The sequence below is a fragment of the Brevibacillus fortis genome (assembly GCF_003013395.1).
Classification (GTDB): Bacteria; Bacillota; Bacilli; order Brevibacillales; family Brevibacillaceae; genus Brevibacillus; species Brevibacillus fortis.
This window is the reverse complement of sequence record NZ_PXZM01000004.1, coordinates 1-12,853: the sequence shown is the minus strand read 5'-3', so window position 1 is coordinate 12,853 and position 12,853 is coordinate 1. Positions and strand designations below refer to the sequence as shown.

The window sequence follows — 12,853 nt, the reverse complement described above, 5'->3', positions numbered from 1 at the left end:
TCGGCGTGTCGTTGTTCGGGGAAGAGCGTAAGCAAATCATTTTGCAGTTGATCAATTCCAATGGCAAGGTACGGACCAATGAGCTGGTCGAAAAGCTGCAAGTATCGTCTGAGTCGATCCGCAGGTATTTGGAAGAGCTGGAAGCGGAGAAGAAGCTGAAGCGCGTATATGGCGGGGCAGTAAAGCTGACAGTGGAGCGCTCCGAGCCCTCTCATTTTGCCCGTGAAGTCTTGCGAGCGGAAGAAAAGAAACGGATTGGACGGCTGGCAGCAGACTTGGTGCAAGACAGCGACACCATTGTCATCGATGAAGGGACAACGCCTTTGCAAATGATCAGCTTTCTCGTGACGAAAAAAGATTTGACGATCCTCACTAGCTCGATCACGGCGCTGAATCGATTAATCGAGTTCCAAAACAATGGAATGCTTGCGGCAGACATCTACTTCCTGGGTGGAAAGGTGAGCGCCAAGCATCATCGGGTAAGCGGGACCTATGCAGAGAAGATGATGAAACAATTTTATGTGGACAAGGCGTTTATCGCAGCTGACGGCATCCTGCTCCATAAAGGCTTGACCTGCTATGAGCCGGATCGTACGGAGCTCGCCCGTTGTTTCATCGAAAATGCCAATGAAAGCATTGTGCTAGCGGACCATTCCAAGATCGGGGTCAGCACATTGTGCAAGATCGCAGACCTGGGAGAGGTCGACATCGTGATCAGCGATACGGCAGCACCAGCGGAATGGAACAAAGGACTCCAAGCAAAAAATGTAGCATGGATGGTAGCAGAAGAGTTGTAGTGAACAGGCCAGCGATTCCCCACGACAGGGAAGCTGGCCTGTTTGCTTCAGGAAGAATGCTGCAACAATAATGGCAGCATATGAAGCAGTTTCTCTCTGGTAAGAGCAGCGCCGCAATTCCATTTTCGCGCTTCTACAAAATAAACATAGCCGTTTTGAACGGCAGGCAGACTGTGCCACCTATCACTTTGCATGAATGTGGCGGTAGCCTGACGCGATACGGGTTCTTCGGACAGCAGCATAAAGATCCGATCGCCAGCGTACAGGGGGATGTCCTCCTCTCTAATTTCGATAAAGCCGTAGCCAGCTTGCAGTATTTCTTGAATTTTATCCCCAGGAGAAAAACCGTTTGGATGGTAGAGGGCGGAGGAAAGTCCCGACGTGCCCATTACGAACAGACGCCCGCCATGCTCATGAATAAAGACGGATGCAGTCTCACCAGGAACGAGCTCGGAGCGGAGCTTATTCCACATGCTAGCAGCATTTGTGTGGTATTTCCTGAGCCAATCTCGCGCCTCGTTCTTTTTCCCCAACCAATCGCCCAGTGTATGCAACCGTTCCTCCAGCGAAGCAAATGAATTAAACGTGAGCGTTGGGGCAATCAGGCTCATCTGCTTATATTTATCTTCTTCTGCGTTCGCGAAAATGATCAGATCTGGCTTCAATATCGTCAAATCGTCATAGTCAATGGGAAAGGCTATATCCTGTACGTGTCTTACTCTGTCTCGATAGATCGTCCGTTCCATCCAGGTAAAATTCGCGCCGACGATGTTTTCAACATGGAGCGCGAGCAAATCATTAAACGTCTCCCCAATATAAATGATGCGTTGTGGCTGAAGTGGGATTTCTACCTCATGCCCTGTCCAGTCCTGCACGAGCTCCATGCGATGAGTAAGCCTGGAATATTGTCTTGGCGTGTAACCGGTCGTCATTCGAAAGCGACGATTGAAATAATACTCATCAGTGAAGCCAACTTGCGAGGCGATGTCCCGCAATGAATCGGTTGAGCTTTTCAGGAGCTTTTTCGCATGATGAATGCGCAGCGCTGTCAAATATTCCAAAGGCTTTTTACCCGTCAACTGGCGAAAGAGCAATGTGTACTGCCATGACGGCACATTGGCCAGTTGTGCCAACTGTTTGACCGTCATGTTCTCTTGATAATTTTGCTGGATATAACGAATGCTCTTCTCGACCTCCTTGCTCTTACTGGGGATATGGTCAGGAGATAGATTTTGCTCAAGTAAAAATCCGAGTAGCTTCTGGAACCGCAATTGCTGCCAAAAGCTGTCCATTTCAGTGGAAGTTGATCTGCCCAAGAGCAAAGCGTCGCATAAGCGCAAGAGCCGGGCAAAGGGGTGAACGGACAGCTCGATACGGCCATCAAACAGTGCGTGTGGGTACGGCAGGGGCCTATAGTCTGCATCGAACTGGATAACGGTAAACGAGATTTGGTAACAATCAGTCGCGCTATCGTACGAGGGTTCGATAGCAAAAGGAGTAGACGGTGAAAGGAAAAAACACTTTCCAGCCAAAGGTGAAATCGTTTGGTCATAAATATGGAGGCTGCCATTACCTTTTGTGAAGATGAGCAGGGTATGGAAATGAGTGGGTGAAGGACTAGCTGTCCGCTCTACTTTACACAACTGAAAATGAAGGGAACCGAGCGGGGGATGAGATGGTATGGAGTGAGGCATCGGTTGTACCCTCCTTTTTGTCTGTGAGAATCGTTATCATCCATTCTATCATTCGTATACAAAAGAAAGAAGCTTTTCAATCCTTGTTGAAAAGCTTCTCGTGTTCGATTCAGGCGGATATGATTGATTATTTCGCTAGGATTTCAGGAATCTTTTGCAGGAGCCATTCTCTAGTTGTCGCATCACTGCTAGATTTTTCGATGTCGATAAAGTAGACATACCCATTTTTAACAGCAGGAAGATCCTTCCAGATGCGTGATTTTAGCAGCTCCTGCGTTGATTTCTTAGCTTCCTCGCTCGCAGTATTCAGAATAAAGATACGATCTCCCGCTATTTCGGGCAAACGTTCCACGGAAATGAGTTCAAATCCTTTTTGTGCATCGAGTATTTCCGCAATGGGCGCAGTGGGCTTGAATCCGTTTGTATCGTAGAGGACTTGGGAAAGCCCTGTTCTTGCCATGACAAACAACCGATCGCCCGGATAATAGGTAAAGACAGAGGCGGTTTCTCCTTCTTTCATGATGCTAGACTCCTTCAGCTTCTTCCACATCTCCTCCGATTTGAGCTTGTAATCGGCAAGCCATTTGGTAGCTGCTTCGGGTTTCCCAATCATATCACCGAGCTGGGTCATCCGCTCTTCTAACGGCGCGAATGTATCAAAAATGACGGTAGGGGCTATTTTGGCTAGCTGTTCATATTCTTTTTCTTCGGTGTTTGCATTGATGATCAGGTCAGGCTGTAATTCCAGGACCTTTTCGAGATTAATGGGAAAACCGACATTCTCGACATCGTGCAGTTGGTCTTCAAAGATTTGGTTGGCGTACCCGAATCCCCCAATCGGCTTTACGCCCAACGCGAGCATATCGCCAAATGTTTCCCCCGAATAGATGATTCGCGCAGGGGAGACCGGGATGTTGCCTGCATGTCCGAGATAATCGGTATATGGACGTGTCAGGCTTTTTTGACTTGCCGTGCTGCCAGATGTGCTGGTTGTTTCTTGTGCATGTGTGGGAGTGGTAGTTGCCTGCGAAGCAGATGGACTGCATCCGATGAGTAAACTGCCAGCGAGTGCGAAGAATCCTAGCATTCCAGCTATGTTACGTATGTGTTTCATTCCTAATTTCCTCCAGTGTCGTTTGAATCTGTTTCATATTAATGATAATTATTCTCAGATATCATAGGGAAAGTAGCCTAACAGCTCAATGGACAAATGACAGATAGTCATTATTGATTTTGTACAAAGGGAAGGATTTCGCCCGGAAAGTTGTTGCGTTTGGACAAAAAATAGTGGAGAAAATGCATTGTCAGATGGCGAGGAAACACATATGATCAGGATGCAAATAAGTGAGAATGAGAATCAATTCTATATTCATCAACAGATGCGAGAGAGGGTAGAAAGATGGTAAGAACGGTTCGAAATGCAGGATTGGCATGGATGGCATTATTATTGATCATGATGCTCGTGTTAACTGCGTGTGCAGAAAAAGCGGCGGAGCCAACAGCCACTGAGCAGAAATCATCGACAGAGAGCGCCGCTCCAAAAACCAAGGTGGTTAAAGACGCGTATGGCGATGTAGAGATTCCGGTAAAACCACAGCGGGTAGCCGCAATTTATCAGGAGGACTTCTTGACAGCACTGGGTGTAACACCGGTTGTCCAGTGGTATCATCCGGCGTGGGGCAAACAGGATTATCTCGGGCTGGACGTGCCGCTTTTTGATATTACAGGAAGTATCGAAGCGTTACTAGCAGCCAATCCGGATATCATCATTGTGGATGGCTACGCTGATCCCAAGAAATACGAGGAATTCAGCAAGGTAGCCCCTACGTACAAGCTGCCGGATGAACTCCGTAACGACACGATTGGAAGACTCAAGAAAATCGCCGAGGTGCTAGGAGTTCCAGAAAAAGCAGACGAAGCGATCCAAAAGTACAATGCGAAAATAGCGGATACCAAGGCAAAGCTTGAAAAGGCGATTGGCAATGAAACAGTGGCCGTCATTCGTTTGAATGTGGGAAATAAGCCGAATTTGGCCCTCTTCGGAGATGGCAATGTTTACACAGGCATGCTCTATAAGGAGCTGGGCCTTACGCCGTATTCAGCTGCCAAAAATCAAGAAACGCACGTGGTATTATCAGAAGAAGCCATCCCGGCTATCGATGCAGACCATATCATTGTGTTCCCGTCGAACGGCACGTGGACTTCTGAAGAAAACAAGGATGCGCTCAAGATTTTGGAGAGCCCAATCTGGAAATCTGTTCCCGCTGTGAAAAAAGGTCATGTCTACCCAATGGAGCGGACGCATTGGCAATCCGGTGCCATTCTGGCCAATATGAAGAAGGCAGACGACTTAGTCAAAGCGTTTGAAAAGTAATCGAGATCAGTAGAGAAAGCGCATCACTTCGGTAGATGCGCTTTCTTTTTTATGTGTGGAGCTTGTCGTCGGGATGTTTACTCATTATAATATTAAATGATAATCATTCTCACGATAAGGGTGAGGGAGATGAATAACGAAACAGCAGGGGCCAAGCTATCTCCACCATCATTCGTTGCAATGACGGCCATCCATAAAGTAAATGTGGAAAGATGGCAGGACTATCAAGAGACGGAAGACTACACGATGATTGTAGCAACAGACGGAGAAGGGTTCATTGAAATCGAATCATCGACATATCGATTCACTCGGGAGCGTTGCTGGATTGCAGCTCCGCGTCAGAACGTTCGAATCCGTTGCACGAGTCACGTTCTCGACTATTTTTATTTGACTTTTCGTGTCGTCCACATGGGAACTCCGAGTGCCGAGGCTTTTTTCTGTACAGGGGAGTTGACCTGCACGCCGTTTTCACGTGTCGTTGAATCGATTGCGGAGATTTACAAGCATCGCGATGCCACCGAGGCATTGCAACGATTTTATAACCACGTGCGGTTTGAGGAATTGCTATGTGTTTTGGCCAAGCAAAATGTGCCAGGCAAAATAAGCTTGGACCCGAGGAGAGCTGTTGAACGTTCGGTTGCGTATGTAGAGGAGCACTATCAAGAGCCGCTGACCGTAGACCAGCTAGCACAGGAAGCGAATGTTCCACGTTGGCGTTATACGCAGCTCTTCAAGGAAATGACGGGAGAAATACCGCTCGATTACATTCATCAACTGCGGATCAATCGGGCGAAGCAACTCCTGCTCATAACAGGGGACCGGATCAACGAGATCGGGCAAAACGTCGGATTCAACAGCGAGTATTATTTCAACCGCCGATTTAAGCAGAGCGTAGGGCTAGCACCTGGCAAATATCGCAACATCCATCGGGATGATTTGCGGGTTGTATCGCTCTATATGGAAGATTATTTGCTGGCACTTGGCATTCGCCCTGTGATTCAATGGGCGCATACATATTGGGGGCGGCAGGACTATTTGGGCTTGCACGACGTACCGACGTATGACGTGCTTACTGATAACGTGCGGCTTTTGTCCAGTGGAGCCCCAGATGTCATCATGCTTCGGGAGTGTACAGGCTGGAAGGCCGACTTGTATGAACAATGCGCGCAGATTGCTCATACATGCGTGATTCGGCAGTTCGGTCCTGAATGGCGAAAAACATTGCGTACACTCGGTGATCGTTTGGGCAGAAGTGAGCGGGCAGAGGGGTTAATTGAGCAGTATGAGCAAAAAGTGAGTGCTGCCAAAAATACCCTTGGCCGCAGTCTCAAAGGGCAGAAGGTTGCCTTCTTGCGCATTTCGGCAGATCACATCCTCGTAGAGAAAAACTACACATCACAGGTGTTGTTTCAAGACCTTGAAATGGAGCCGCATTTGCTTGTCAAAAAACAATTTGCCAAGCAGGCGAGGGAAGGGGTATCGTGGGAGGAGTTGTCTACGCTCGATGCGGATCATATTTTTTTCTCATTTGATAAATGGCACCAGGGGAAGCAAGGCGCAGAGCAGCTACAGCTCACTCATCCCGTGTGGCAATCTCTTCCTGCGGTGCAAAATAAGCGGGCGTACCAGGTGGATTTCATGACCTGGATGAATCACGGCGTGATCGCCAACGGAAAAAAGGTCGATGATGTCCTTAAAGTGTTAGCCTAAAAGTACAAAGCATGACTCGTGATTGTCCATTGACACTGTTTTCATGCATCGCCTAAAATTCAATATGATAATAAGAATCAGTATCACAAATACAACTCAGCTCCATACTAACGAAAAAAGGTGGCAAGTATGAGTCAACACGCACATTCCCTGAAAGAGGGGAATAACGGAAAGCCGGTTCATTTTCGCTCTCGTCCTTGGGCAGCGACGCTGATTTTAACGGGCGGGGTTTTTGCATTAATTCTGGGGATGTTTTTGTCTGTGTCATTTGGAGCAGCCGACATCCACTTCGCAGTCGTATGGGAAGCTATTTTTCAATTTAATCCCGATAGTACGCAACACCAGATTATTCAGGAGATTCGTTTGCCACGCTTGCTCGGCGGCGCAATGGTCGGGGCCAGCCTTGCTGTTGCAGGTGCCATCATGCAAGGGATGACACGCAACCCGCTGGCAGATTCCGGACTGCTTGGCTTGAACGCAGGTGCCGGGTTTGTTTTGGCATTATGTTTTGCATTTTTCCCAGGTCTTCCGTTCATGTACCTGATTCTCTACAGCTTTTTGGGTGCTGGCGTTGGGGCAGGTATGGTGTATGGCATTGGGTCATTGGCTAAAGGAGGCTTGACTCCGGTACGCCTCGTATTGGCGGGTGCCGCATTGACCGCGCTTTTGTCTGCGTTAAGCGAAGGGATTGCCCTTTACTTTAAAATTGGACAAGATTTGGCCTTCTGGTATGCAGGCGGTGTGGCGGGAACCAAATGGTTTCAGCTGGAAGTCATGTTTCCATGGATTCTCGCAGCCCTTATAGGGGCCATGATGTTGTCGCGTTCCATCACGATGCTCAGTCTTGGCGAAGATGTTGCGAAAGGCTTGGGGCAGCGCACGGCGTTAGTGAAACTGGCCGGTATGATCATCGTTCTGATTTTGGCTGGATCAGCAGTCGCCGTTGTTGGGGCTGTAGGCTTTGTTGGATTGATCGTTCCACATTTGACCCGCTTTTTGGTTGGAGTCGATTATCGATGGATCATTCCTTGTTCAGCCATTTTGGGCAGCTTGCTCGTCGTATTCGCCGATTTGGCAGCGAGAATGGTAAATCCACCGTATGAGACGCCGTTAGGGGCACTTATTGCGCTAATCGGTGTACCGTTCTTCCTTTACTTGGCGCGTAAAGAAAGAAGGGAGATGTAATGATGCAGCAAATGGTTTCCCATTACCAAGCCCGCAAAAGAAATAAAGCTTTTGCGGTCATGACGATACTCGCTATCCTCATTTCCATCGCGTTTATCATCAGTATGAATACAGGCTACATACGATTGTCACCAAGTGATCTGCTTATGACGCTGATCGGTTCTGGAACGGACAAACAAAACCTGATCTTGTTCGAATTCCGCTTGCCGCGGATTGTTATTTCTCTCCTGATCGGGGCAGGACTTGCCGTATCGGGGTGTATTATTCAAGGGATTTCCCGCAATGCATTGGCCGAACCTGGTATTTTAGGGATCAACGCTGGTGCTGGCTTGATGGTGATGCTGTTCATATCGTTTTATCCATCAACGTCTGCGGCACCTGTTTTTCTGCTGCCAGTGTTGGCTTTGCTTGGAGCCAGCGTGACTGCAGCGCTGATCTTTGCATTGTCTTATAAAAGACACAAGGGGCTGTCTCCGACCCGTATCATATTGACGGGGATTGCCGTAGCGGCTGGGATGAGTGCCGCGATGATCGTACTGACGCTGAAGCTCAGTCCGGACAAGTACCAGTTTGTGGCGACTTGGCTCGCCGGTAGTATCTGGGGGACCAACTGGAAGTTCGTTCTTTCGCTCTTGCCCTGGATCGCGATTTTACTCCCGTATGTCTTTTACAAAGCACGTGTTATGAACGTGCTCAATTTGGGGGAAGAGTTGGCAAAAGGCTTGGGTGCACCCGTTGCCAAAGAGCAATTGAAATTGCTGGGTGCCGCAGTCGGGCTAGCCGCTTCCTGCGTGGCAGTAAGTGGAGGCATCGGTTTTGTTGGGTTGATCGGTCCGCATTTGGCCCGCAGACTAGTGGGGCCAAAGCATGAGATGCTTTTGCCTACATCAGCGCTGGCGGGTGCGTTATTGGTCATCGTGGCTGATACCATCGGACGCTGGATCATGCAACCGTCAGAGATTCCGACTGGTATCGTTGTAGCCGTTATCGGTGCTCCGTATTTCTTGTACTTGTTGGCACGTTCAAAAGCATAGTTTCGCAAGTTGTCGATATGGCGAGCGTTTTCCCGTCTAGTTACGAGGGAGACGCTCGTTTTCGTATAGGGCCAAGTGTGGATCAGGCAATTTGGGAATTGAAAAGAGGGAAATGTTGAAGGACAATGGGGAGAAGAAGCAACCACCTTGTGTTTGCTATAATAACAGCATAAGCATGTATCGGGACGAGAAGGAGTAAAGGCATATGATCGATCGATTAGACCACTTGGTTTTGACGGTAAAAAACATCGAAGCTACCTGTCACTTTTACGAAACAGTCCTGGGTATGAAGGCTGTTACCTTTGGCGACGGCAGGAGGGCCTTGCATTTCGGTCATCAAAAAATCAATTTGCATCAAATCGGACAAGAATGGGAGCCAAAAGCGATGCATCCAGTCGCCGGCTCCGCTGATCTCTGTCTGGTCACATCGCGTCCACTCGAACAAGTCATCCGGCATATACATGAATGCGGCGTCCATTTGGTGGAAGGGCCTGTTAAAAAAACAGGGGCTATCGGGCCGATACGTTCGGTGTATTTGCGTGATCCGGACCATAATTTGATCGAGGTCTCCCAGTACTTGCCACAGGAATCAGGAGCAGCTTCCCTTGCTCCTGCCATCAAGGAGATTTCCAAGAGATTGCTAGAACGTGAATCTAGGACGAGTGGCGCATACAGTGTCTTGCTTCCACTCGTGACAATGGCTGACAACCAGCTGGGCATTTTATTTGAAAAAAGAGCCAGTACCATGCGGCGACAGGCGAACGAGGTTTGTTTTCCAGGAGGACGAGCTGAGAAGAGTGACGAATCCCGTTGGGCGACGGCTGCTAGGGAAACAAGCGAGGAGCTGGGTATTCCACTTGAGCAGATTCATTTTGTAGGCGAGCTGGATCAGGTGATTGGGCCAGGCTCCTCGATTATTACGCCCTTTATTGGATACGTGGAAGGAATTCCAGACATGAAGCCAAATCCAGACGAGGTCGGAGAGGTCTTTATCCTTCCGCTCGATCGTCTGTTGACTACGCAACCAGCGAAGTATCTTTCCTCTGTCATGACCGAGCCTGAAGAAGATTTTCCTTATCATCTGATCCCGGGTGGCAAGCGATATCCGTGGCGAAAAGGGACAGTCGAGCATTTGTTTTACGAGGTAGACGGGCGTGTCATCTGGGGGTTAACTGCCCGGGTGTTGGCTCAGTTTCTTGAATGGATTCGCAACGACGACCAATCAACTAGTAAACAAATATAGAGGAGTGGAAAATATCATGTGGACAAACAATCCTATCACTTCGCGTTTACATTTGAAATGGCCGATTATACAGGCGCCGATGGCAGGGGGTGCGACCACGCCTGCATTGGTAGCCGCTGTCTCAGAAGCAGGAGGACTCGGAACGCTCGGTGCGGCCTATATGTCTCCTGAGCAGATTCGTGAGGCGATCAAGTCCATTCGTGAGTTAACGGACAAACCGTTTGGGGTGAATCTGTTTATCCCGGAAGATTTCGCTGCCGACCAGCCGATCGCAGATGGAATTGCCCAGGCAATGAATGATGTGCGAGATCGATTGGGCATCCCGCACAACCCGCAGGTGACGCAATTTACAGAGCCGTTTGCCGAGCAGATGGCTGTCGTCTTGGAGGAACAGCCTGCCCTTTTCAGCTTTACCTTTGGTGTTCTCGATCATCGCTTGATGGCAGAGTTGAAGCAGCGGGGAATCACTGTCATCGGAACAGCGACGACCGTTCGCGAAGCGATTGCATTGGAAGCGAGCGGAGTCGATATGATTGCCGCCCAAGGCAGCGAGGCAGGCGGGCACCGTGGTTCCTTTTTGCCGGATTCATCAAGCAATATGATTGGCACAATGGCGCTCGTCCCGCAAATCGTGGATCGGGTCAAGATTCCTGTAATCGCGGCTGGCGGGATTATGGATGGGCGAGGGATCGCAGCAGCACTTGCGCTCGGGGCACAGGCGGCACAACTCGGAACGGCTTTTCTGACGTGCAAGGAGAGCGGAGCACATGCCCTGCACAAGAAAGCCATTTTGGAAACGAGCGAAGAGTCCATTGTAATGACACGTGCTTTCTCAGGAAAATGGGCAAGGGGTATTCAAAATGCGTTCATGACAACACTCGCCCCACTTGATCACGAGCTCCCGACCTATCCGGTACAAAATGCCCTGACCAAAGACATTCGCGCCGCAGCGGGCAAGCAGCAGCAACGTGCGTACATGTCGATGTGGGCAGGGCAGGCTGCTCCACTCAGCCAGGAAATCAGCGCGAGTGAGCTCGTTGAAAAGCTGGCAGCGGAGACGACGAGAATTTGCAGCAATCTGGGGTAACCCCAGTAGATTAAGTTCGCTACGAAAGCCACGCCAAAGACGGAGGAAATCAAATTGAACCAGGAATACGCTATCAAGGGGAACCTTGTCGCAGATGGACAGGAAATAAATAATGGTCTCGTAGTCGTGGTAAAGGGAACGATCACCTATGCTGGCCGTGCTGATGGCTATGGAAAAGCGTTGCCAGATCATGTGGTTACGGTAGAGGATGGCTGGATTTGCCCTGGATTCGTCGATATGCACATGCATGGGATTGATGGATACGACACGATGGACGGAACGCCGGAATCACTTCAGGCTATCTCGACCGCACTCGCGCGGCATGGGGTGACGTCTTTTTTGGCGACGACGATGACGGCTCCTTATGATCAACTGGAGCAGGTGCTGGTAAACATCGCGCAAAACAGCAGGAAAGGGCTTCCGGGGGCACAAGCGATCGGCATCCATCTGGAAGGCCCGTGGATCAACCCTCGTTACAAGGGAGCGCAAAAGGAAGAAAACATCGCGATACCTAAGCTCGAGGCGGTGCAAAAGCTATACGGGCTGTCAGAAGGTCTGATCAAGGTCGTGACGATTGCGCCTGAGCAGCCGGAAGCACTTGAAGCGATTGCTTGGTTAAAAGAACGCGATGTCATCGTATCTGCTGGTCATACAGGAGCTACGTTTTCCCAAGCGACGGAGGCTGTAGATGCGGGCGTGCGCCATTTTACGCACTGCTTCAATGCCATGACAGGGCTGCATCATCGGGAGCCGGGCGTAGTTGGCGCCGCGATGTACCATGAGCAGTTGAGTACAGAGCTGATCGCAGATGGCATCCATGTGCATCCAGCAGTCATGAAGATTTTGTATCGGGTCAAAACGGCTGAACGTCTCGCGCTCGTCAGCGATTCCATGCGGGCAGCCGCGATGGGCGAAGGGACCTACGACCTTGGTGGACAAGAGGTTCACGTCCACGACAATCAGGCGAAGCTCGCAGATGGGACACTTGCCGGAAGTATCCTTACGCTGAATCGGGCGGTCGGCAATATGGTGACGCTGAGCGGTGTCGCTTTGCCAGATGCAGTGGAAATGGCATCTCATACCCCAGCAAGCATCGTCGGAGTGGGCGAGCGAAAAGGACGTCTAGCAGCTGGCTACGATGCGGATATCACCGTTTTGAATGAACAGTTTGACGTGGCGATGACTTTCGTTGGTGGTAAAGAGGTTTATCACCAGTCAAAATAGTTTATTAGATAGAACAAAGCAGTCCAAGATCGCTCTTGGATTGCTTTTTTTGCGTAAGGGCTAATAATCAGTTAAATTCCAAAAGGATGTTTTCTAGCGGTAGTGGTCGGGGCGAAGCCCTGCCACATGTTTTCCAGTCGCCTATATCCTCTCTTCGTTCGGGCGGTCTCCTTCCAAACATGTGACAGGACTTCCGTACAGCTATTGTCTTCTGCCTGGTTTACACCGTTCATGATGGTCAACTCAGGAAGAGCTTTCATAACGCCTTTCTTCCAGGATGACCTTTCAAAATGTTGTTAACAAAAGCCGCGTGGGAAGAAGTGCATTTCCAGTCCAAGCGCCTCTGGAGCCCGACCCAGCGTAGGAATGAATGGAGGGGAATTTCAGCTTCACTTATGAGACACTTCTTCGAAACTATCTACGTTTGAAGCGCTCCCGCCATTCATTCCGAAGCGGACAGTCTTCCCACCCTTGCGGGGCGGAGGCCGAAGCGTAGACTGGAAAT

General features: G+C 49.7%; 10 protein-coding genes. 8 read left to right on the top strand and 2 right to left on the bottom strand.

Annotated features, from left to right (window positions below):
* Window positions 1–5 precede the first annotated feature (5 nt).
* Window positions 6–797, top strand: coding sequence for a DeoR/GlpR family DNA-binding transcription regulator (locus C7R93_RS05035; RefSeq protein WP_106837790.1), 792 nt, complete (start codon window positions 6–8; stop codon window positions 795–797).
* A gap of 47 nt (window positions 798–844) precedes the next feature.
* On the opposite strand, the gene C7R93_RS05030 is transcribed toward C7R93_RS05035, so the two are convergent.
* The gene (locus tag C7R93_RS05030; RefSeq protein WP_106837789.1) at window positions 845–2,491 is read right to left on the bottom strand and encodes an AraC family transcriptional regulator; all 1,647 of its coding nucleotides are present in this window, start codon (window positions 2,489–2,491) and stop codon (window positions 845–847) included.
* A 127-nt stretch (window positions 2,492–2,618) separates the two neighbouring features.
* Entirely contained in the window at window positions 2,619–3,605 is a 987-nt protein-coding gene (locus C7R93_RS05025) for an ABC transporter substrate-binding protein (RefSeq protein ID WP_106837788.1), read from the bottom strand.
* A gap of 285 nt (window positions 3,606–3,890) precedes the next feature.
* On the opposite strand from C7R93_RS05025, the gene C7R93_RS05020 reads away from it, so the two are divergent.
* From C7R93_RS05020 to nagA, 7 genes are all read left to right on the top strand, one after another.
* Window positions 3,891–4,865 (top strand): ABC transporter substrate-binding protein, encoded by a 975-nt coding sequence (locus tag C7R93_RS05020; protein WP_106837787.1) that lies wholly within the window; start codon window positions 3,891–3,893, stop codon window positions 4,863–4,865.
* Window positions 4,866–4,994: 129 nt separating this feature from the next.
* Window positions 4,995–6,575 (top strand): AraC family transcriptional regulator, encoded by a 1,581-nt coding sequence (locus C7R93_RS05015; protein WP_106837786.1) that lies wholly within the window; start codon window positions 4,995–4,997, stop codon window positions 6,573–6,575.
* Between the two features lie 129 nt (window positions 6,576–6,704).
* Entirely contained in the window at window positions 6,705–7,760 is a 1,056-nt protein-coding gene (locus C7R93_RS05010; protein WP_106837785.1) for a FecCD family ABC transporter permease, read from the top strand.
* A 2-nt stretch (window positions 7,761–7,762) separates the two neighbouring features.
* Window positions 7,763–8,794 (top strand): FecCD family ABC transporter permease, encoded by a 1,032-nt coding sequence (locus C7R93_RS05005; RefSeq protein WP_106837784.1) that lies wholly within the window; start codon window positions 7,763–7,765, stop codon window positions 8,792–8,794.
* A gap of 205 nt (window positions 8,795–8,999) precedes the next feature.
* Entirely contained in the window at window positions 9,000–10,037 is a 1,038-nt protein-coding gene (locus tag C7R93_RS05000; protein WP_106837783.1) for a VOC family protein, read from the top strand.
* A gap of 16 nt (window positions 10,038–10,053) precedes the next feature.
* Entirely contained in the window at window positions 10,054–11,124 is a 1,071-nt protein-coding gene (locus tag C7R93_RS04995; protein ID WP_106837782.1) for an NAD(P)H-dependent flavin oxidoreductase, read from the top strand.
* A gap of 54 nt (window positions 11,125–11,178) precedes the next feature.
* Window positions 11,179–12,348: an N-acetylglucosamine-6-phosphate deacetylase gene (gene nagA / locus C7R93_RS04990; RefSeq protein WP_106837781.1), complete on the top strand. Its 1,170-nt coding sequence runs from the start codon at window positions 11,179–11,181 to the stop codon at window positions 12,346–12,348.
* Window positions 12,349–12,853: the final 505 nt, after the last annotated feature.